This window comes from Candidatus Tectomicrobia bacterium, assembly GCA_016192135.1.
Classification (GTDB): domain Bacteria; phylum UBA8248; class UBA8248; order UBA8248; family UBA8248; genus 2-12-FULL-69-37.
The window spans coordinates 189,677-211,628 of sequence record JACPUR010000013.1; the positions used below are offsets into that span (position 1 = coordinate 189,677).

The window sequence follows — 21,952 nt, forward strand, 5'->3', positions numbered from 1 at the left end:
GTCTCCTCTCGCCCTCTGCGGATACCCTGGTGGGTCCCGGCATGCAGGACAACCCGCTTATTTGTCCAGCCAGACGTCCCGCATCGTGAAATTCGCCTTATTGAGGAAGACGAAGCCCTTCACGTAGTCCCGGGCGGCCTGGATGAAAGGCGAGCCGCCGATCGCCGGGTAGTAACCCTGCTCCAGAATGTAGCGCTGAAGGCGGTGGCTGATCTCAAGCTGCTTCCGGGGGTCGATGCTGGACCGCCATGCCTCCACCATTTCGTCCACCTTCGGGTCTTTCATGTTGTAGTAGTCGAGGAAGTTCTTAGAGTAAAAGGTGTGGCTCCCCGAGTTCATGTCGTAGGTGGGGAGGGAGTCCTGGATGGTCATGTCCACCATGCGCTGCCTGACGAAGCGGTTGCCCCAGGTGCCGCGATCCACGACCTGGATGTCCATCTGGACGCCGATTTGGGCGTAGGTCGTCTTCATGACCTGCGCCACCTCGGAGTAGGTGGGGTCTGTATTCATCACCACCATGGTGAACTTGAAGGGATTCTGCGGGCCGTGGCCAGCCTCGGCGAGGAGCTGCCTGGCCTTGGCCGGGTCGAAGGGACACCCCGCCGTGAGGTCGATGGCATCCTTCGCGCCCGGCGAGGAGAAAGTGGTCCAGGGGGCGGTGAGGCCGCGCAGCGCCGTCTTCACGATGAGGGCCCGGTTGATCCCGTAGCAGCCGACGGCCTTGCGGATGCGGATGTCCTTGAAGGCGCCGCGCTGGTTGTTGATGGGCGCCGCCAGGGTGGTCGCGGTCTTATCCGTATAAAGCTTGACGCCGGGCATCTTCTCGAGAGTCTGGACGAGCGACAGGGGGACGCTGTTGATCATGTCGATCTCGCCGGCGCGCAGGGCGTTCAGGCGCTGGCTCGCATCGGGCATGTAATAGACTTCGATGCGGTCCAGGTAAGGCCGGCCCTTGATGTAGTAATCGTTGAACCGCTCCATCTTCACGTACTGGTTGTGCTTGTGCTCCACGATTTTGAACGGCCCACTGTAGACCGGCGACCTGCGGAACCGATCGATGTTCTTGCCGTATGCGGTCGGGGAAACAAAGACAAACCGCGTGAAGTAGCCGGCGAGAGCGGGGAGTGTCATCCCTTTGCCAAGATCCTGCTGGTGGAGCCGCACCGTATGCTTGTCTACCACCTCCACATTCTTCACCTGGTAAAGATAGAGATTGTAGGTCGTGTTGAACTTGTACTTGGGGTTCTTCTTCTTCTCCTCCTTCATCCATTCCGTCTCGATCCGTCCGTTGATGAGATCGAGATTCCATTTCACCGCCTCGGCGTCAAGCGGCGTGCCATCGTGGAACTTGGCCCCGGGCCGCAGGTGGAAAGTGATAACGCGGCCATCGTCCGAAACCTCCCATTTGTGGGCAAGGTCGCCCACGATTCCGAACTTCTCGTTCAGCATCACAAGATTTGATCCGGCGATTTCTCGGTAGAACTTGATGATGGTGCCCGTCACGGTGGCTCCGTCCAAGTGGGGGACGTTCCCCTCGATCGCCACCCGGAGGGTGCCGCCGCGCTTGGGAGCCCCCTCGGCAGGCAGAAATCCCAATGAAAGGATGATGCCAGCCATTCCTGCCGCCACAAGAATGCGACGCATTCGCATTCCTCCCCTGAAATGAAAGTCAACTTAGGTCCGTCATCTATCTAAGGAAAGCGATTGGTTCTAGATACAAGATACGGCTGCAATGGGCAATCCGGGTTTCCGATGGGCCCTGCGTGGGTTCCAACCGGTGGGACAAGGCAATCCGGCAGGCGATGGTCCCGCTGCCTTGCCCGCAATTCGGGCCCGATTCCCGTTCCGAAATGGACCTCAGCGAAATTCGAATATATCCGCCATCATCCCCTTGATCCGGCCGTCGCACAGGTGCCCGGCGTAGATCTCATCGAGCTTCCCCTGGCCCGCCGCTGAGCGTCAGGTGGAGGTGGACGTAGGGCTCCGGCTCCCCCTTCCACCGGTGCGTCGGCAGGAGGGTTTCGGGCGGAGCCTCGGGCCAGGTGATGACCCCGTGGCCGTGGACGTCCCGCCGGTCACTCAGGTGCTTGCGGGTCTGATCGTGGAGAGGCATCGGAGGAGAAGGCGAGAGCACCCCGGGGATGATGTCGCACTCGTAGAAGGCCCCGATGAACAGCACAAACCCGGAACGGATGCGCTTCTCCATCACGAAGCGGACGAGCGAGCCGTAGAAATCCTCTCCTTCGCCGAAGCCCAGGCTGAACATTCGCCCCAACTTCCGCTCCCTCACCTTTATGGCTCTCTCCCGCCGGCTGCCTAGGCGATGCGGACCTCGGCCTGATTTCCCTTCAGGCCCAGCCGGGTTCCCAGTTTCTTAGAAAGCTCCTCCATGGTGCCGAGAATGTCCCGGCACTTGGGTCCCCCCTGCCCCGGGATGCCCGGCCGCCCATCCTCTCCGATGAAGACCGGCTGCCACGTCGGATAGAGAGATCAGCGCCCCCCCCGGATGGCGCCGGGTGGAAAGATTGACATCCGAGAGCGGCGGCCCGGAACCGCTCTATGGTTTCTTCATCAGCCCGGGATGCCGTCCGGACGCGGACGGGCAAGGATGGGAAGGTAGACCCAGAGATAGAGGAGGAACGCGGCCGCCCAAAGCGCCCCGGAGAAAATGAGCGCCTCGCGGTAGCTTTCGTAGATCGCGATCGGCGCCAGGGTGCGGACCAGCGCGGCCGCGGACACGAAAAGGTAAGCGGCGGCGATCGCGGGCCGGATTTCAGCCGGCCGTCCCGTATGCAGGAGGCCCACGATGGACATGACGGCCAGAACCATGGTGCCGATGCCCCCCGCCGTCATGGCGTGCAGCCCGCTCACCCAGGGCACGGGTCCTCCCAGGTACGCCCAGCCGACTAGCGCCATGCCGGCGGTCAGCCATGCGTAGCCCAGGTGCAGGGCGCAGATGAACGGCTTGAGCAGCTCGCGTCCCGCGCGCCACACCGCCATGCGCGCCGCCTGAGCGAGGGCGGTTGCGAGGGCCGCGCCGCCCGCCCATGCCGACTCATGCATGAAAAGGTCGAGGAGAACGAACAACGCCATCGAACCGACGGCCAGTCCCTCGAGCCAGGGGCGGAAGGCCGGCTTGCGGGGAAAACCTCGTCCCAGCCTCGCCACATTCAGGAAGGTCGGGACGATGCGCCCGATGATGATCACGATCAGCAGGGCGAGTAGGTTCACCCCCAGCCGCAGGCCCACGGCAGCCGCCCCCGCCACCCCCGTCCACGCCTCCAGGTGCACCAGGGCGTTGGCCAGGAAGAAAAGACCCAGGGCCAAGAGGAAGAGAAGATTGTGCCGGTTCCCCCGCGACAGGAGCACCGGCAGGATGGCCGCCGCGAGAATCGGGAACAGGGCGAGATCCGCGGCCGCGACGAGGATGGACGGCAGAATTCCGGACAGCCACATCGCCGCCCGGCCGGCCGCCCATGCTCCGATGACCAGCGCGAGCTTCCGGCCCGTCACGGGCGGGATCTGGCTCCAGGTGGACGAGGCCGTGAGAAGGAATCCGCACACCGCCGCGGCGGCGAACCCGAACACCATCTCGTGGCCATGCCATACGACGGGATGAAAGGCCACCTTCACGGGCAAGGATTCCACGAACGCGGCCAGCCACAGCGGCAGGAACAACGCCCCATAGAGCGCGGCCAGCAGGAAGAAGGGCCGGAATCCGTGGCTCAGGAGAGGCACGCAAGCCGGCCTTTCCGGAGGCGCCGCAGAAATCGTCAGCAGCGGCGGCGCCGCCCGCCGGTCCTGCGCCGCCGGGAATGCCCCGCGGGAAGGCGGAACGGATGATTGTCCGCGCGTCACGGGGAGGTGCATTTGCAATGGCATGGATGAAACCTCACTCGATCCGAAGCTTGTACCACGTGGTGACGGATTTCTGGCCGTTTCGGTCCCGCCGGAAGCCGTCCCACACCGCGAAGCCGATGGGGTGGATCGAGCCCGCCAGGAGCTGGGCATCCTGCTTGCCCGGGCTCTCCATCGAGCGCGTGAAGACCACCCGCCACTTGCCCCTGAACCACCGCGCCTGCCCCTGGACGTTCTGGTCCTTCGGGCCCTGGGGCTGGAGGGTGCCGAAGCCCCCCGCGTTCAGGTCCATGAATGGCCGGGCCAGGCCGGGCGTGGAGATGGGGTTGCCGGCCGCCCAGGCCGAAACGAAGGGCGTCCGCGTGGCGCGCGAGGCCGCGATGGGGGGGTGCCCCATCTCCTTCCGGGGATAAGGTTTCCCCGAGAGAGGATAGTCGTCCACGGCCATGCCCGCGTAGGTCGCCTCCACATCCACCGGAGGTGCGGCCCAGTGCCAGATGTTCACGAGGTTGTCGCGAGCGCCCATCACGAAGAGGGGCGGATCCTTCTCGCCGAGGGAGAACTGGATGGCGGCGGCATCCCCGAAGGTGCCGACCGACCCCATCCGGTCGGGCGTCGCGTCGTCCCATTCCAGGAGGATGGAGATGCTCGTCTCGTCGTGGAGGGCGCGGACGTTCATCTCGATGGGCGGCCGGCCGTCGTTGTTGAGCTGCATCATGGGGATGGGCGTGGGGATGACCTTGGCCCATTGCGGGTCGTCCGTCCGCAGGGACGCCTTGCCCTGCGCCCGCCGGGCCGGGATGACGCCGGTGCTCGGCTGCCAGAAGTCGCGGCCCTTGGAGAACTGCCGCACGTAGTGGGCCAGGGCGATCACGTCCTCTTGCTTTTCGAGCACTTCCGCGTGGGAGGGCATGGGGGTGCCCTCGATGCCGGTCAGGATGCGGGTGATGATGGACTGGACGTCGCCCCCTCCCTTGAATACCCCTTTCGTGTAGTCGTTCGGCCGGATGGGCCGCTTGAGATAGTCCTTCAGCTCGGCCGCGCTGGTGCCCTTTCCGTCCCCCTTGTCGCCGTGGCACTTGTTGCACTCGTACTTGAGATAGGCCGCCTTGCCCTTGGCGAGCCATTCGGGCGTCGCGGGGGGCGCCTTGGGGATTTTGACGAACTCGGCGGGCTCGTTCTCGAAGCCCGCCAGCGAGAGGACGTACTCGGCCACTGCCCGGAGGTCGCTCTCGGGGAGTGAGACGAAGCTCGGCATGGTGGAGCCTGGAAGCCCCAGGAGGAGGACGCGCACGATGTCCGACCGCTGGGGCGCCTCGCCCGAAGGGGTGGTGCGGATCTTGAACATCTTGGAGGTGAAGTCGCGCGGGGCGGGAAAGAGGAGATAGGCGGCCTCGCCGTCCCCCTTCCCCGCCGGGCCGTGGCAGACCGCGCACTCGCGCGCATATACGGCCTTGCCCCGCTCGGCCAGCTTGGCGTCGATCTTCATGGGGGCGGCCCAGCCGGGGGAGGCGGCCACGGCGAGGAAGAGCGTCCCAGCGGCGAGGACCATTCCCTGTCTCAAAAGCATGGCGAGTCCCTCTCAGAGCGAAGCCGGGCCGTTCTCCCCGGCGGTTTGCCAATCGGAGGCGTCCCACTCGTCGGCGGCCATCGGGAGGAATTCTCCCCGCGTGACATCGGCCACGGCGGCGGGAGAGGCGGCATTCGCCCGCGCCTCGGCGGCGATGTAGTCGGCCAGCATCCGCGCCGCGGCTCTGTAGGGCCCCTCCGCATTCCAGCGCTTGAGGCGCTTCGCGAAGACCCCCGCCCAGCGGCCCAGGTGATCCTCGATGAAGGAGACTTGGGCATCCCGGCAGACGCAGGCCGCCTCGGCGTCCCCGCCCTCCAGGGCGCGCGCCTCCTTGAAGGCCGCCAAATGGAGGAACTCGAGCTGGATGGCGAGGTGATCGAGGCGCTCGGTCCCTTCCCTCACCCGTACGCCGAAGGCGCGGTAGAAACCGGCCAGGTCGGCGAGGAAATCGGACTGCTGGAAGAGGTGCATGTTGGTGTACTCGGTCTCGTAGGGCGGGCACTGCTTGGAGATGGTGTGGCCGAAGACCTCCCCGTAGGTTTCGCGAAGAGCGCCGAGGCTCCCGATTCCGCGAAGCCGCATTCCCCCGCCGTGGAGGCGGAGGGCCTGGTAGGGCGCCTCCTCCCCGAGGAGGGCGCAGGCGAAGGCGAGGGTGGCGCGGGACTTCCTGCCCGTGAGTTCCCTCCAGGCGGCCTCGTCGGGATAGCGGAAGCAGGCGGCGAGGTAGGCGTAGAGGCGCGACCTTGCATAGGCCGTTACCGCCGGTGAGCCGGTCATGGCGCGTCTCCTCAGATGCTGTTCGCCCGCTCTTCGGGCCGCTTGTGGAAGGGCTCCTCGACGGTCACCCGCACCAGCTCTTGGCCCTTGTCGTCGTAGCCGATGACGGTGTCGTTGTAGAGGGACCAGGGCTTCCCGTTGATGGTGGTTTCGAACACCTTGGGCCCGGGCTTGATGTCGTAGCGGAAGATGACGGCCTGCTGGGCCCGGAAGAGCTGGAGCACGGCCAGCAGCTCGCGGGAGGGGGCGGAGTACTTCTCGACCGCCTCATCCGCCCCAGGGCCGAACATCTGCCGCAGGTAGGGGCGGGGCACCCAGCGCGGCGGGATGTAGTAGCCGTTGGGCTCGGTGCCGAACTGGGGATAGAGGGGCAGGGCCACCTTCTCCTTCTTCACCAGGAAGTAGAGGGGGTTCTGCGGGTCCTCGGCCCAGTCGCCCGTCTTCTGATCGACTTTGACGAGGCCCTGCATCCGGATCTTGCCCACGCAAGCCGCCATGCAGCGCGTCTCCCATATCCGGCCCTCGGCGAGGGGCTCTTTGCCCTCGATGCGGGGGTAGCAGCCCACGCACTTCTCGCTCGTGCGGGTGGTGACGCGGAACATGGACTTCTTGTAGGGGCAGGCCTCGACGCACTTGCGGTAGCCGCGGCAGCGCTCCTGATCGATGAGGACGATGCCGTCCTCGGGCCGCTTGTAGATGGCCTTGCGGGGGCAGGCGGCCAGGCAGGCCGGGTAGGTGCAGTGGTTGCAGATGCGCTGGAGGTAGAAGAACCAGCTCTTGTGCTCGGGCAGCCGGACGCCTTCCTTGTCGAAGTTGAGGGCGGCGCCCTTCTGCCCCTTGGGGGCGTCCTCCCCGATGTTGGGGAAGCGCCACTCCTCGTCCGTGGGAAGGTAGCCCAGCACCCGCTGGGGGCCCTCGGGGCCGATCCGGCGCTGGGCGGCCTCGAAAATGGTCATGCCCTCGAAAGCGCCGTAGGGGCGGCGGGCGCCGTTCTTTCCGGCATCCCACACCTGGCCGTCCGGATTGGCCTCCTCGAGGAGCTGGAGGATCTTCACGTCCCAGTGCTGGGGATAGCCGCCGTAGGGCTTGGTCTCGACGTTGTTCCACCACATGTATTCCTGGCCCTTGGAGAAGGTCCAGGTGGACTTGCACGACATGCTGCACGTCTGGCAGCCGATGCAGCGGTTGATGTTGAACACGAAGGCGAACTGCCGCTCGGGATGGCGCTCTTCGTAGGGGTACTCCATCTTCCTCCCGAGCTGCCAGTTGTAGACCTGGGGCATGGGGTGGTCTCCTTATCGAACGGCCGAGGGCCAGCCGGCGAGGGCTTGGGTCACGATTTTTCGGATCTCGTCCTCTCCCATGGCCCGGCAGAGATTGTGGAGCACCGAGTAGAAGGGGTCCCGGAACATGGCCAGTATCTCCTCCGGCGTGTGCCCCATGCGGAGGTATTCTTCGGCCAGGCATTTCGCCATCTCGCGCTCTATCTCCGCCGCGGCCCCGGGCATGGGGATGGAAACGAGTTCCATCGGGTCTTCGAATTCGAACTCATCCTTGGGCATCGAATATCTCCCTATGCCTTCTTCACCCTGACCATGCCTTCCAGATAGCGGCGCATGAAGGCGTTCTCCCCTCCGGCGGAGAAACCGGTCGCCGCCGGGGCCCAGACGCCGCGCCCGCCGAGGCCCCCGTCCTCCGCCTTGGTGATCTTCACGAGCGTCTCCTTGGGGACCGTGTTGACGGCGTGATTGTCCGCCTCTCCCCCAAGGATGAAGCCCATGAAGGCCTTCGTTTTATGGAATAGGGTATCGAGCTGGTGCATGGGCATGAGCCAGCCCCGCGTGATGGATTGGTGGGAGCCGTAGCGGTAGCTCGCCTGATAGCCCGTGTCGGCCGAGACGGCGCGGCCGTCCTTGCGGGTTTCGTGGCCTTTCACGCTCTTCTCGGTGGCGCACCAGGCGCCGTGCTTGATCATGACCACGTTGTAGGGATAGGCCGGATTGAATTTCAGGCGCAGCATGAGGCGCGCCACCTTGTAGAAGGGATCGTCCGGCTTCCAGCCGATATAGGGCCGGTCGGCCGGGTTCGCGTCCACGTAGACGTAGTCGCCCTCCTTGAGCCCCAGCGCCTTGGCCGCCTCGGGGTTCATGCTCACTTGGTTCTCGGAGACGCCCGGCTGGCGCTTGTCCATGCGGTAGGGGTCGCCGAAGTCGCTCCCCCAGATGAAGTTCCAGTCCGTCACCTGCCAGGAGGAGTGGGTGGTGTGGCGGCTCTTGGGAGTGAGGCAGAAGAAGCGGTAGCCGGCCTCCCATAGAGGGTTCTTCGTCCGCTTGGCCTCGGCCCAGGGGAGCCTGATGTTCCGCACCTGGCGCTCGTCCCAGCCCATGTGCCCGCGCGGGATGCCGTAGTCCTCGGGCCGGATGTAGGGGTTCGAGCTCACGATGACGTTCGGCAGGTAAGGCGTCGCTTCGGGCCCCTCGCGGTGGACGATGAAGTTCTCGCCGTACTCGATGGTCTCGGGCTCGTCGTTGTAGGCCTGGAGGCGCCCCGTCGCGGTGTAGAAGGGGACGGAATCCTCGATCTGCTCGAGGAAAGGAATCCGCGGATAGGACCGGAAGAGCATGAGCGCAGAGCCCGGCTCGCCGTACTTGCCCGCCATGATGTCGGCGTACTTGTAGCCCCGCGTGGTGGTGGAGGAGTCGAGGAGACGCTGGATGTACACCTCGGACTTCCGCTCAAGAGCGAATTTCCAATAATCGGCGAAGCGCTTGTCGCCCAGGAGCTCCCCCATCTTCTGGGCCATCTCGGCCATGATGAGGGTGTCGTCCTTGGTGTCATAGATGGGCTTCACGCCGCCCTTCCAGATCTGGAGGAAGGGGTTTGAGCAGGAAGCCGTGATCTCGGGCTGCTCGAACTCCATCCAGGTGTTGGCGGCGAGGATGATGTCCGAATACTCGGCGGTGGAGGTCATCTCGATCTCGGAGCAGACGATCATCTCCACCTTCGGATTCACGTTCTTGAGCATCTCGTAGAGCCACTTGGCGTTGTTGAAGAGGTTCACGTTCGTGAACCAGAGCGCCTTCGTGGGAGAGGGCATGTGGGTCATGCCGGTGAACACCTTGCGCCCGTACTTGGGGGTCTCCACGACCAGGGGTTTGTCGCCGTAGTTCCAGTAGGCGGGCTCCTCGTCCTTGGTGTAGCCGTGGGCGTGAATTTCCTTCCCGTCGGCTCCTGGGTCGAGGTTTACGTCGAAGGGGTCCTCGGCCACCCAGCCCTTGAAGCCGGGGCCCGTCCAGGCGGAGCCCTGGAAGAGGGCCGCCTTGTAATTGCCCGCCCAGGTGTGCGAGCCCGCGCCCGGCTTGCCGATATTCCCGGTCAAGATGAGCGGAAGATAGGTGGCGCGGTTGATCCCCGTCGCGTGGAACCAATGGTTGATGCCCTCGCCCACGTGGATGGCGGCGGGCTTGATGGTGGCGATGTCCTTCGCGATCTGCTCGATGAGCTCCTTGGGCGCCTGTGTGATCTCGTGGACGGTGTCGAGGTCGTAATCCTTGAGATGATGAGTCTTATACATCTCGAAAAGGGGCATGACCTCGACGGTTTGGCCATCCACTGTCTGGACCTGAAACTTGCCCTCGAGGGCCGGGTCGAGGCCCTTCTTCACGAAATTCTTCCCGACGTCGTCCCGGGTGATGACGGCAGCGCGGTTCGTCCGCCGATCCCACACCATGAAGTCGCCGGTAATTTCGCGCAGCTGGGGCGTGAGGCCGTGGACCTTGAAAGAGGCTCCTTGGGAGATGTCCTGGTTCTTGTAGCCGGGGACCACGTCCTGGGGCTGGAGCCGCTTCAGGGTGTCCGTCCGGACGAGGAGGGGGAAATCCGTGAATTCCTTGACGAACTTCTCGTCGTACCATTTGCGGTCTATGAGGATCTTGGTGACACCGAGCAGGAGGGCGGCGTCCGACTGCGGCCGGATGGGGACCCAGTAATCCGCCTTGGTACCCACGGGGCTGTACTCGGGCGTGATGACGGCGACCTTGGCGCCGCGTTCCATGCACTCGATGAAGAAGTGGCTGTCGGGCCGTTTGTTCTCGACGAGGTTCTTTCCGATGTGGAGATGGTATTTGGTGGAGCGCAGATCGTTGAAGTCGCAGTCGGAGGCCTGAAGGCCGTGGACGAAAGGGTGGCCCGGCGCCTGGTCGCCGTGCCAGGTATAGTTCGACCAGACGCGCCCGCCCTTGGCCTTATCCGGGCTCACCCCCCGCACATGGGTATCCAGCAAAGCCATCGTGTTGGCGAAGCGGTACATGCCGTACTTGCCGATGACGCCGAGCAGGCCCATGCCCCCCCGGAACTTCATGACCCGGGTGCCGGCCCCCTCCACGTGTGAGAGCATCTCGGGGGCGTAGCCCTGGGCGAGGAGGCGCTTCTTTCCTTCCTCTCCGCTATAGGTCCTGGCGATGTGGATGAAGCCCTTGGCGGCATAGGTGTAGGCCTCGTCCCAGCTCACGCGGAGGAAGGTATCCTGCCCTCGGGCGGTGAAGCCGTACTTCTGGGCGTTCGCCGGGTTCAGCTCGGGGAAACCGTCGTCCGCCCAGCGCTTCCAGCCGCGCCGGATCATGGGGTAACGCACCCGGTAGGGGCCGTACATGCGGCGCTGGAAGGTGAAGCCGTTGGCGCACCCGCGCGGATTCCAGTGGTGGGTGGCCTTGTTCCCGTCGAGGTCGCTGATCCGGTGCTGGTCGTAGTTCTGCTCCGCCCGAAGGACAACGCCGTTCCGGGTGAAGGCGCGCATCCGGCACTCGTGGGTGCAGTTGGGCGAGCAGACCCAGGTGAAGGATTCGTCCCATTTGTATTGATCGCGGTAGACCTTCTCCCAGCCCCGGGAGGGATAACTGCCCAGGGGGTTGTCCACCTCGCTGACAGGCGCCAGGGCCGCGAGGGAGAGCCCGCGGGCGCTCCATGCGAGGAGCCCCGCGCTGCTGGCTGCCAGGAACTGGCGTCGGGAGACGTTCATCGGCGTGAGCCTCCAGTCAGGGATGGTGTCCGGCCGTCGGAGCGGGACACCGGGGCGAAGAACGCCCCGAGAAGATAGCGGTTCGCGCACTGGGTGCAGAGACCCTGGGAGGGAGACCAGGCGGGGTAGTCGGCTTGAACGGCCTCGATGAGTCCTGGGGAGGCCTCCGCCCATTCGAAAGTGGTGAAGCGGCATAGTGGGCAGGGAGATCCGCCCGGGCTGCGGGCGGGCCGTTCCCTGGAGGCGGATGCCTCAAACGGAATGCCCAGGGCCGCGCACAGCTCCGGAGCGCCCCTCACCATCCGGCGGAAGGCGGGATCGGAGGGGCGGGGCCCTGACCACAGCGTCTCGATGGCCTTCGCGGCGCTCTCCTCATCCAGGGCCGGGAACAGGGAGCGGAACTCGGCGGCGCGACGTTCGCGGACGTCGGAAGGGAGCCGCCCCGACCGGCCGAGCCGCCCGTCCACCGAGAGATCCCATAAGGTGCGATAGCGGTCGCGGAGGAGGCTCTCCTCGGAGGGAGCGGCCGGAGCGAGGGGTGACGCGGGGTCATGCTCGAAACGCGGATCCAGCATGTCCTGAATGTGGGTGAGCTCGTGGCGAAGGAGGTAGGCGCAGGCCGCCTCGTCCAGCAGCGTTTCGGTCCGGATCCGCACTCCCAGTATGCTCGCATCCTCGCTGAGCTGGATGCCTTCTTCCTCGCCCTTGAAGGCGCGGGAGAAGAGGCATGCCGCAGGCAACAGGGCGTCCGGCTCTATCTCGCAGATGAGCCTTTCGAGCCGGCCGGCATGAGGGAGGGCGGCCAGGGTCCTTTGATAGAGGGAGAGAAATGCCGCCTGGCGCCTCTGAAGAGGGATGGTCCGGTAGATGGCGTCGGCCGCCCTGCGGAAATCCCGCATGGCGGCGGGGTCGCCGCCCCGAACCTGGGCGCCCATCTCCCTCTCGACCACCTCTTCGCATAGAGCGTCGTCGAAGAGCAGTTTCATTCTAGGCTCCAAAAAAGAATTAAAGAGATTTATTTCCTATATGGTGCCACAAGAACTCTCCACCCTTTGCTGCCCCGTCTCCGTCTGAATATTACCTCAATAGAAGAAAATAAGATATTATTTTCAATATATATCCCTTTTTCTTCCCCGCAAGGCCTCCTGCAAAAAAAGATTCACGTGAAAAAATGACGAAAATTGCCCCGCCGGGAAACGCTTCGCGAGGCGAGCCCATCACAGGGCACGGGGAAAAGGACGGTTTGGAGGGTCTTTTTCCAGGAATGCGGCTGCCGGTTCTGCCAGCCGCCCCATGAAAGACAGGGGAATTCAAAGCGGAGGGTTCTCATGATCCGCTTGAGCGTCAGGACGGAAAGTCTATCCCTAGGCGGCCGGCGATCATTACTTCCGCGTGCAAACCAGAGCCCCACCGTAGGTGCACTCGATGGGGCCGAGGTTTCGCCAGAATTCTTCAAAAAGATAATTCACATTTCGATAGAGGTTCTCCGTCCCGGGAGCCGGCCGGATGAGCGCGTAGTCCCGATCGAAGGGGCCGACGATGTGGCCCGAGGAAGTCTCATTCCGGCGGAACACGGCATCGGCCGGAGAGTCAGGAGGCGATTCATTGGATTCGCCCAAGGAAACGGGATTTGGGGAACCTCCCGCCGGTGTCTGGGTCGTGCCGATGGATGCGGCGACGGTGTTCGCCTTCTCATAAGTTCCAGGAAGTGGATTCGGCGTTTCCGGAGTCGTGACCGCCGGGGCTGGCGCAGGCGCCGGAGTGTTCGGCGCCGGGGTTGGAGCCGGCGCGGGAGCCCCAATCGGGTGGCCGTTCATCGTATAAGGCCCGGCCTTGGGTCCCTCAATGGTGATCAGGGCCGCGGCCCCGGCGCCGCCCGCGCCGGCGACTTTCCCCGTGAGGACCGCGCTGGCGCCCGAGATGGTCAGCGAATTCACGTTCAGGTCGCCGGTGATGGTGCCGCTCGCCAGCAGTTTGGTGTTTCCGGCGGTCATGTTCCCTTTGATGTCGGTGGCCTTCACCGTGACGGCCCCGGCCGCGTCGAGGCTCGCCGTGCCGAAGTCCGTTGTTCCGCTCCCGGCGTCCTGCGTCAGCGAATTCACCCGGAGGACGTTCCCCACAGTCACGTCCCCCGCGCTTTCGATGGTCAACGCTCCGAGCCGCGCCGTTCCGCCCGCCGCCGCGTTGAAGGTGACGTCGCCGGAGGTGCCGGCCCTCAGGGTGAGATCCTGGCCCCCGGCGGACGCCGCGTTCAGCGCGCCGTTCAAGGTGATGTTCCCGCCGGCCACGGTCTCCCCTCCGTTCGTCGTGTCGAGCGTGAGGCCCGAGCCGAGGGTCAATCCTTGGTTGAAAGTGATGCCGCCGCCGGCCCGGGTGGAAATGACTCCCCCCGCATTGATGTTGTCGTTGACCGTCACGCTCAGCGCGTTCAGCGTGAACCCGCCGGCCCCGGTGATGCCCCCCGCCGTGGCGTCCAGGGTGAGCGCCCCGGCCGAGGTGAGGGTCACCCCCGCCGCGATCCGGATGTCGTCGTTCGCGTCCGCGGCGTTGTTCGAGTTCCCGTCCAGGGCGAGGCCGCCCGTGTCCGTCGTCAGGCTGGCGTTGAGGCTGATGCGGTCCCTAGCCTTCACCGACAGGGCATTAAAGGTTGAAGCGCCGCCGGAGAAGGTCACCTGGCCCCCCGCCGCCGTGGCCTCGAGGGTGAGGGTACCGGAGACGTTGTTGCTCTGGCCCGCGGTGACCCCATCCACGGTGATCCCGGTGGTGTTGGCCCCGCCCAGGGTGAGGCCGCCGGCCGTGATGTTCTGAAGCTCGGCGCCGCTGATGTTCATGTCGCCTGCCGCCCCCAGGCCGATCGTCCCCGCCGAGGAGCGGGAGATGGTGGTGGCGGCCCCCCCGCTGCTCAGGCCCCCCTGGAGGCCGAGGTCGGCGGCGGTGATTGTGAGGGAGTTCCCCCCGGTGGAGAGGGACATGCCGGCCGCCACGGTGAGGGTTCCCGTCCCGTCGTTGTTTGTGTCGGCGTTGACTGCCGTCGCTCCCCCGGTGGTGAGGCTCTGGCTGAGGGTCACCCCCGCCAGGGCGTTCACGTTCAGGGGCTTGTTGATCGTGGAGGCGGCCCCGGAGAAGCTCACCGTGCCCCCCGCGCCGGTGGCGGTTAGGGTCAAGGTCCCGGAGATGCCGGCGAGGTTGGCCGCGGTGACGCCGTCCACGGTGAGGGTGGTGGTGTTGGCCCCGCCCAGGGTGAGGCCCGCCGCCGTGATCTTCTGGAGCTCGGCCCCCGAGATCGCGAGCCCGACCGCAGCCCCCCCGAGGCGGAGCGTCCCCGCCGAGGAGCGGGAGATGGTGGTGGCGGCCCCGCCGCTGTTCAGGCTCCCCTGGAGGTCGATGTCGGCCAAGGTGAGCGTGAGGGAGTTCCCCCCAGTGGAGAGCGTCATGCCGGCCGCCACGGTGAGAGAGCCCGCCCCGTCGTTGTTGGTGTCGGCGTTGCTCGACGTCGCTCCCGCCGTGGTGAGGCTGTCATTGACCGTCACGCCGCCCGCGGCGTTCAGCGTGAGCGCGCCGGCCCCGACGATGCCCCCCGTCGTGGCGTCCAGGGTGAGGGCCCCGGCCGAGGTGAGGGTCACCCCCGCCGCGATCCGGAGGTCGTTGTTGGCCTCCGCTCCACCGCTATTGCTGTTGTTGGCGTCCCCGTCCAGGGTGAGAGCACCCGTGTCCGTCGTCAGGCTGGCGTTGACGCTGACGCGGTCGTTGGCGTTGACCGCCAGGGTCTTGAACGTCGAGGCCGTGGTCTGGAAGGTCACCGCGCCCCCCGCTGCCGTGGCGTTGAGGGTGACGGTCCCGGAGATGCCGGCGAGGCTCAGCGCGGTGATGCCGTCCACGGTGAGAGTAGTGGTGTTGGCCCCCCCGATGGTCAGTCCCGTGGCCGTGATGTTCTGAAGCTCGTCCCCCGAGATCGCGAGCCCGACCGCCGCTCCCCCGAGGCTGATCGTCCCCGCCGAGGAGCGCGAGATCGTCGTGGCCGCCGCGCCGCTGTTCAGGCTCCCGGTCCCCTGGAGGTCGAGGTCGGCGACGGTGATGGTCAGAGGGTTCCCCCCGGTCGAGAGCGTCATGCCGGCCGCCACGGTGAGGGTTCCCGCCCCGTCGTTGTTGGTGTCGGCGTTGACCGCCGTCGCCCCCGCCGTGGTCAGGCTCTGGTTCAAAGTCACGCCGGCCAGGGCGTTCACGTTCAAAGCGCGGTTGACCGTCGAAGCTAACCCCGAAAAGGTTACCGTCCCCCCCGCGCCGGTGGCGTTCAGCGTCAGCGGCCCGGTGACGGTATTGAGGTCGGCCACCGCGAGGTTGTTCACCGTCAGCCCGGTGGTGTTCGCCCCCCCGATGGTGAGCCCGCTCGCCGCCGTGATGCTCGCTAACTGCGCCTTGCTGAGGGTCATGTTCGCCCCCGCGGCGTCGCCTAGGCCGATCGTCCCCGACGAGGCGAGGGTCACGGAGCCCGCGCTGTTGAGCGTGCTGTTGAGCGCAATGTTGGTGGCTGAGATCGAGAGGTTCCCCGTGTCGGTCGTAACGCCGACGTTCATCGTGGCCGCGCCGGTGGCGTTCACCGACAGGGCGTTGAAGGTCGAGGCCGCGGTCTGGAAGGTCACCGCGCCCCCCGCCGCCGTGGCCTCGAGGGTGAGCGTGCCCGAGACATTGTTGCTGTTCGCCTCCGAGATGTTGTCCACCGTGATCGCGGTGGTGTTGGTTCCCCCGATGGTCAGCCCCGTCGCCGTGATTTTCGCCAGCTCGATCTTGTCGAGGATCAAGCCCACCGCGCCGTCACCAAGAGTGATCGTCCCCGCCGAGGAGCGGGAGATGGTGACGGAGCCCGCGCCGGTGTTCACCGTGCCCACAAGGGCGAGGTCGGCGGCGGAGATGGTGAGGGAACCGCCTCCCGGCGCGGTGAGGTTGTCGTTCAGCGTGACGATGCCCGTGGCGCTAAGGGTGTGGGCGCCTGCCCCGTCCAGGACGATGCCGCCGGTCGTGGCGTCGAGCGTGAGGGCCCCGGCCGAGGTGAGAGTGACTCCCGCCGCGATTTGGATGTCGTTGTTCGGGACCCCGGCGTTGTCCGCATTCCCGTCCAGGGTGAGGGCGCCGGTGTCCGTCGTCAGGCTGGCGTTGACGCTGACCCGGTCGTTGGCGTTGACCGCCAGGGCGTTGAACGTCGAGGCCATCCCCGAGAAGGTCACCTGGCCGTTCGCCGCCGTGGCCTCGAGGGTGAGCGTGCCGGAGATGTTGTTGCTGTTCGCCTCCGCGACGTTGTCCACCGTGATCTTGGTGGTGTTGGTGCCGCCCAGGGTGAGGCCATTCGCCTTGATGCGCTTGAGCATGGCCCCGCTGAGGGTCATGTCCCCCCCGGCCGCCCCGAGGCCGATGGTGCCGAGGGTCGAACGCCGGATGGTGGTCGCGGCCGTCCCGCTGTCCAGGCTCACGTTGCCGTTGAGGCTGAGATTGGCCGCCGTGACGGTCAGGGTGTTGTTCCCCGTGGACAGCGATCCGTTCGGCGCCGCAACGGTGAGGGTGCCGATGCCGTCAGCGTTCGTGTCGGCGTTGACGGTGGAGGCGGCGGCCCCGGCGACGGCGTTGGAGATGGTCACGCCGTTGCGCCCGTTGAGAGTGATGCCTCCGCCGCCATTCGTGTTCAGCCCGCCGACTGTGACAGTGGCTCCGTCAATGCGGATACTGGCCCCATTGGTCCGGATGGTGTCGCCGATATTCATCGTGAAGGCGCCGGCGCCGTTGCCATCCGCGTCCGCCGTGAAAACCACCGACGCCGTGGCCCCCAGAGCCAGCAGGTTGTCGTCGAGGTTGCTGATCGTGATGTTGTTGTTTGCTTGGAGGATAATGGTAGCCTGAATCAGCCCTTCGAGCGCGGTTTCCGAGATGGTGTAGGGAGTTGGAGGAGTGGCAGCAAGAATGATGCCGCCTTGTGCCACTAGATCCAAGTCTTGCGCGCCGCCACCGCCGTCAACGATATTGATGTCGTCGGGATCCAGCAAAAGCGTGCCCGTCCGGCCCTTGGGCGCGCGGGTGTCCACCCATCCCCGGAAGGCGAGGTCCTGCTTGCCCGAGACCTCGACGAAGCCGCCGTCCCCGCCCGAGGGCCCGCCCCGGGCGGTGATGGAGCCGGCGAACCAGGTGGTCCCGTCGGCCCAGACGATGACCTTGCCGCCGTCGCCGAGCGTCAGGGCGTCGGCGGTGAGGGAGGCGCCGGGGGCCACGTAGGTGACGGCGGCGGTGGGGATGGCTCCCTTGCCCTGGTAGTCGCCCCCGATGAGGGCGGTCCCGCCTCCCCCATCCCCCGAGACGTCGATGAGGGCCCCGCCGAAAAGCCCGATCCTGTTGCCCAGCACCTCGACCCGCCCGCCCCGCTGCCCCGCCTGCTTGCCGGAGGCGTCGAGGGCGCCCGAGACGCGGACGATGCCCTCGTCCCCGCCGGCGAGGATGATCTCGCCGTTTCTCTGGACGGCCGTCCTGGCCTCGACGACGCCGCTCAGGTTGATGACGTTGTCGACGATGCCCTTCGCGGCCTGGGCGGTGAGGAGGATGGTGCCGCCCTCGGCGCTGATGCGCCCGGAGTGGGCGAGGAGGTCGGCGACGGGCGTCCCGTCCGGCCCCGTCATCTTCTCCAGGACCTTGCCGTCCGCGGCGAGCTGGATGAGCCGGTCCCCGTAGAGGTCGAGGGTGAAGGTGAGACCCGCCCCCAGCGCGACGCGCCCCAGGCGGGCCTCGATGACCCCGGAGTTCTCCACCCACGGCGCCACCAGGGCGACGAGGCCGCCCTCGGCCGCGGTGATGGTTCCGCGGTTGATGACGTAGCCGCCGCCCGCGCCCGGCGTCTTGAAGCTGTACCGGCCGGCCAGGAAGTCGTCGTTGCGGATGTCCGAGGTGGTGGCGACCAGGCCGTTGACGTCGATCCGCGCGGATTGCCCGAACAGGATGCCGTTGGGGTTGACGAGGAAGAGGTTGCCGTTGGCGGTGAGCCGGCCGTGAATCTCGGAGACGTTGCCTCCGGTCACGCGGTTGAGTGTGACGGAGGAGGCCGAGGGCTGCTGGAAGTCGGCGTGCTCGCCGGCGCCGATGCTGAACGAGCGCCAGTCGATGATCGCCTTCTGGGTGCCCTGAACGACGTTGAGGCGCTTAGGGGAGGGCTGCTCGATCCGGGCGGAGCCCGCGATCAGCCGCCCCCCCATGGGGTTGGCGCGTGCGGCGGGGGACGCGAGCAGGCTCGCCGCAAACACGGCGGCCCCCGCCCGCCGGGCGAGCCCGGCCCGGCGGGGGGACATGCGGGAGCGTCTCCTGGACAGCCAAAATCCGCATTCGTCCATCGTTCTCGGGCGTGAATACCTCTTTAAATTTTCCTGAACTGAGAATTAACATATTAATCGGCATCCTCTTGAAATACCACGAATTTTGAGGTTTTTCCGGATGATAGAGCTGTTGCGTTTTGAGAATCCGGGGAGTGATATATCTGGTATTTGCGTTTCAGATTCAGAATCTCATTACGACCCCGAAAAAAAGACGGGGATCATCCCCATCGCCTCCGCGCGCCGCCACCCCCCGGGTGAGAGGAACGGCGATTTCCAGATGGCCGGAAATCATGTCGGTGATGTTGAGCCGGACTCCCCCGCCCGCCGACGCCAGCGATTCCCGCCGCCCGCCGCCGCTCGTTGCGCGGTTCCAGACGGCCCCAAAATCGTAGAAGGCGTACAACTGGACGCCCCGGGCGGCCCGAAGACCGAAGGGCTGATCAAGCCGAAGCTCCGCCTTCAGCGCGATTCCGTGGTCGCCGACAATCTCGGAGGGATCGTAAGCCCGGCCGAACTGCCCGCCCCCCACGCCGAATTCTTCGGAGGCGAGGAGCTGGCTGCCTCCGTACTGCCCCTGAAACGACATGAAAAGCGACAATTCCGAGAACAGGTGCTGAAGACGCGACAGTTCCGCCGTCACTTTGGTGAAGTCGCTTTTCCCATTCTCCCGGGAGAGGTTCGGGGAGCCGGTTTTCGTTTCGCCAAAGATGTCCAAACCTTGGCTCAGGCCCACGTCCAGCAGGGTCACGCCGCGCAGGCGGTCGGCGAAATCGTAGGTGAAACCGAAGGTGGCGATGCGCAGGCGGTCTTCCGTCAGGCGCTCCCCCAGTATCTCGCTCTCCGACCGCCGGGCGGTGATCCCGGCCCGCATCAAGAGGTTTTGGGTGCGGGAACGAATGAAGGGCTGAATCAGGGTGAGTGAAACCGCCGTATTCCGGTTTTCGAACTCAAGCGGCTTCAGGTCATCGCCCGGCTCCGACCGGCTGTGGTTGACGGAAAAGATCGCCTTGGTGCCTTCGGCGCCCAATGGGATCTCGTGCATGAGCTGGCCGAATCGAAGTTCCTTCGGCGGCAGGGCGTGTATGAACCGCAGATCGGTTCTTTCAAACAGCCCGAAGGCCGAGTTGAAGGCAAGGCCGTAATAGAGCTGGTGGGGACCGATGAACTCGGTGCCGCGGTTGTCGAAACTGACAAACCCGTCGAAGTTATCCTGGGTGACCTCCAGGATGAGGTCGGAGGCTCCCGGCTGGGTCTCGGATGGCACGAGCACCGACCGCACGCTCACACCCGGAAGGTCGTTCGCGAGCAGAAGGTAGTGTTCCAGCTCCCCTACCCGGAGAGGGCGCGACCGCTCGATTTTGCCGGCGTAACTTCTAAGGAGAGCCGATGAGCCAAGTATCTCCCCTTTGATAATGACCTGATTGATGAAACCCTCGATCACCCTCAGCCGAACTATGCCGCCGCGGATGTGCTGGGGAGGCACGATCACCTGGGAGAGGATGTAGCCATCGTTCCGGTATTTGGCGGTGATGGCCGCGGCGATCCCGTACACGTCCGCGAGCGAAATCTCTTTTCCTAAGTGATGCTCGTAGAACCGCAGAAAATCAGAATCTTTATAGACGGTGGAGCCTTCGACCACCACTCCGGCGAGGGCGAAGCGTATCTTCCCGGCCTCGCCCGGGGGAAGCGCCCGCTCCGCCGGCGGGACCACCGGCTCGATCGCCGATCGCGGCCTCTTGGGCGCTTCGAACCGCTCTTCGATTCGCCCAGGCTCCACAGTGGGAGGTACCGCCTGAGCGGAAGCTTCTTTCATGCCCAGCGCGGTCGAGAGCGCGACAAGAACCGTCATCCAACAAAAAAAGCGGGTCGACCCTGTGCCAGAGCTGCGAGATTTCAGGCGGCTGGCGGTGTACAAAACGGCTCCGTACACCCGGGCGGGGATTCTTGAGAAACGGCTGCTGTCCTTATTTTACGAAAGCTTAACACAACAATCCGCCTTTAGGGCGCTCCCAAGAGCCATATTTCCCCTCTTGACATCCTCAGTACGATCTATCGTCACGCCCCTACCGCTAGGGTGGACGCCTGCGCCGGATGCCGCCGCGGGAGATGTCATTCCCTCGCTCCTGGGATGACCGCGACAGCGATGTTCTTCCTAGATGGTCAATTGAATTCGTTCGCTTCCTACGGCAACTTTTGGGCCGCCGTGAGGACGTGAACCACGTCGGACGCCAAGTGAAGAAAGACGGTCATGTCACGCATGATCTTCTCGACGGGCGCATCGCGCATGACGCCCATCCCTCCGAAAATCTCCACCGCCTGCTGAGCCACCTTGATGCAGGCCTCGGTCGTGAAAACCTTCAGGAGCTGCTTCGAAGCCGAATCGAAAGCGGCTCCTTTCTCCATGCAGCCCTCGACCACGCGGAACAAATACCCCCGCCCCGCCTCAAGACGCATGTACATGTCGGCCAGCTTGAGGGCGACCCCCTGATGCCCGATGATAGGGCGGCCTCCCTGGACGCGGTTCCGCGCGTGCTCGAGGGCATGCTCGAAGGCGGCCTGCGCCATCCCAAGCATGTTTGCGGCGAGCTCGACGTCGTTGAATCCCGAGACATTCTCCTGCCGGACGCTCTTCCCCTTGTTGACTTCCCCAAGGCGGTGGGCATCGGGGATGCGGCAATTCTCGAAGATGAGCTCGGCGTTCTGATACGTCCGCCATCCGACCTTGTCGTGGGTTCGCCCAATCCGGAATCCAGGGGTATCGGCCGGGACGAAAAACATCGTGGTCCCCTTGGCCAGGGGGACTGCCGAGTCGGTCCGCGTCATGATGATATAGAGTTTAGCCACTCCGCCGTTGGCGATGAAGTGCTTCATGCCGTTCAATATCCAGTCGTTTCCTTGCCGGACGGCCGACAATTTCAAGCCCAGCTTCGGGTCGCTGGAAGGCCAGCGGTTGTCCGACCCCGCATCAGGCTCGGTGCTTCCCATCCCCAGCAAATAAGCATCGTCGTTCATGAAGGGAGGCAGGAAACGCTCCCGCTGTTCATCGTTGGCGAGTTCCGTGAGCATGGGGGTCCACTTCCAGCATTGGCTGAAAGTCTTGGCGATGCCTCCATCCCCGCGGGCGAGTTCCAGGATGACCAGCGTTTGGCCCATCAGATCCACACCCGGGCCTCCGAACCGCTCGGGCACCGCGAGGGTGCGCAAGCCCAGGGCAGAGCCCTTCCGGATGACGTCCCAACAGATGGTCTCCCGAGGGTTGACGATGCGGTCCCTCTCGGCCGAAATGGGGCGTATCTCTTTTTCGGCGAACTCCCTCGCCAGCTGCTGCAAGGCCAAGTTTTGTCCGGAGACTTGCGCGACGGCTAGTTCCATTCGATACATCCTCCC

12 protein-coding genes are annotated in these 21,952 nt (G+C 65.3%); all 12 read right to left on the reverse strand.

Going from position 1 to position 21,952, the window contains the following annotated elements; all coding sequences use genetic code 11:
* Positions 1–57: 57 nt before the first annotated feature.
* A complete protein-coding gene (locus HYZ11_04980) occupies positions 58–1,617 on the reverse strand; it encodes an ABC transporter substrate-binding protein (GenBank protein MBI3126940.1) in 1,560 nt (519 codons plus the stop codon).
* Positions 1,618–1,927: 310 nt separating this feature from the next.
* A complete protein-coding gene (locus tag HYZ11_04985; protein MBI3126941.1) occupies positions 1,928–2,290 on the reverse strand; it encodes a hypothetical protein in 363 nt (120 codons plus the stop codon).
* Positions 2,291–2,571: 281 nt separating this feature from the next.
* Positions 2,572–3,738 (reverse strand): NnrS family protein, encoded by a 1,167-nt coding sequence (locus HYZ11_04990; protein ID MBI3126942.1) that lies wholly within the window; start codon positions 3,736–3,738, stop codon positions 2,572–2,574.
* 154 nt (positions 3,739–3,892) lie between these two features.
* On the reverse strand, positions 3,893–5,410 hold the full coding sequence (locus HYZ11_04995) for a c-type cytochrome (protein ID MBI3126943.1): 1,518 nt from the start codon (positions 5,408–5,410) through the stop codon (positions 3,893–3,895).
* 30 nt (positions 5,411–5,440) lie between these two features.
* The gene (locus HYZ11_05000; protein MBI3126944.1) at positions 5,441–6,205 is read right to left on the reverse strand and encodes a molecular chaperone TorD family protein; all 765 of its coding nucleotides are present in this window, start codon (positions 6,203–6,205) and stop codon (positions 5,441–5,443) included.
* Positions 6,206–6,216: 11 nt separating this feature from the next.
* Positions 6,217–7,488: a 4Fe-4S dicluster domain-containing protein gene (locus HYZ11_05005; protein ID MBI3126945.1), complete on the reverse strand. Its 1,272-nt coding sequence runs from the start codon at positions 7,486–7,488 to the stop codon at positions 6,217–6,219.
* A 12-nt stretch (positions 7,489–7,500) separates the two neighbouring features.
* Entirely contained in the window at positions 7,501–7,767 is a 267-nt protein-coding gene (locus HYZ11_05010) for a hypothetical protein (GenBank protein MBI3126946.1), read from the reverse strand.
* Positions 7,768–7,778: 11 nt separating this feature from the next.
* Positions 7,779–11,222, reverse strand: a complete 3,444-nt coding sequence (locus HYZ11_05015; GenBank protein ID MBI3126947.1) for a molybdopterin-dependent oxidoreductase — start codon at positions 11,220–11,222, stop codon at positions 7,779–7,781.
* Positions 11,219–12,208 carry a hypothetical protein gene (locus HYZ11_05020; GenBank protein ID MBI3126948.1) on the reverse strand — a complete coding sequence of 330 codons (990 nt, stop codon included), beginning with the start codon at positions 12,206–12,208 and terminating at the stop codon, positions 11,219–11,221. The genes HYZ11_05015 and HYZ11_05020 overlap by 4 nt, the downstream gene beginning before the upstream one ends.
* A gap of 396 nt (positions 12,209–12,604) precedes the next feature.
* Positions 12,605–18,541, reverse strand: coding sequence for a filamentous hemagglutinin N-terminal domain-containing protein (locus HYZ11_05025; GenBank protein ID MBI3126949.1), 5,937 nt, complete (start codon positions 18,539–18,541; stop codon positions 12,605–12,607).
* A gap of 205 nt (positions 18,542–18,746) precedes the next feature.
* Positions 18,747–20,480, reverse strand: a complete 1,734-nt coding sequence (locus tag HYZ11_05030; GenBank protein MBI3126950.1) for a ShlB/FhaC/HecB family hemolysin secretion/activation protein — start codon at positions 20,478–20,480, stop codon at positions 18,747–18,749.
* A 266-nt stretch (positions 20,481–20,746) separates the two neighbouring features.
* Positions 20,747–21,937 (reverse strand): acyl-CoA dehydrogenase family protein, encoded by a 1,191-nt coding sequence (locus HYZ11_05035; protein MBI3126951.1) that lies wholly within the window; start codon positions 21,935–21,937, stop codon positions 20,747–20,749.
* Between the last annotated feature and the right edge of the window lie 15 nt (positions 21,938–21,952).

What these genes read in the sequence shown, in the direction of transcription:
- HYZ11_04980 (MBI3126940.1), bottom strand. Translation starts at nt 1,617, where the DNA reads ATGGCTGGCATCATCCTTTCATTGGGATTTCTGCCTGCCGAGGGGGCT.
- HYZ11_04995 (MBI3126943.1), bottom strand. Translation starts at nt 5,410, where the DNA reads ATGGTCCTCGCCGCTGGGACGCTCTTCCTCGCCGTGGCCGCCTCCCCC.
- HYZ11_05000 (MBI3126944.1), bottom strand. Translation starts at nt 6,205, where the DNA reads ATGACCGGCTCACCGGCGGTAACGGCCTATGCAAGGTCGCGCCTCTAC.
- HYZ11_05005 (MBI3126945.1), bottom strand. Translation starts at nt 7,488, where the DNA reads ATGCCCCAGGTCTACAACTGGCAGCTCGGGAGGAAGATGGAGTACCCC.
- HYZ11_05010 (MBI3126946.1), bottom strand. Translation starts at nt 7,767, where the DNA reads ATGCCCAAGGATGAGTTCGAATTCGAAGACCCGATGGAACTCGTTTCC.
- HYZ11_05015 (MBI3126947.1), bottom strand. Translation starts at nt 11,222, where the DNA reads ATGAACGTCTCCCGACGCCAGTTCCTGGCAGCCAGCAGCGCGGGGCTC.
- HYZ11_05020 (MBI3126948.1), bottom strand. Translation starts at nt 12,208, where the DNA reads ATGAAACTGCTCTTCGACGACGCTCTATGCGAAGAGGTGGTCGAGAGG.
- HYZ11_05025 (MBI3126949.1), bottom strand. Translation starts at nt 18,541, where the DNA reads ATGTCCCCCCGCCGGGCCGGGCTCGCCCGGCGGGCGGGGGCCGCCGTG.
- HYZ11_05035 (MBI3126951.1), bottom strand. Translation starts at nt 21,937, where the DNA reads ATGGAACTAGCCGTCGCGCAAGTCTCCGGACAAAACTTGGCCTTGCAG.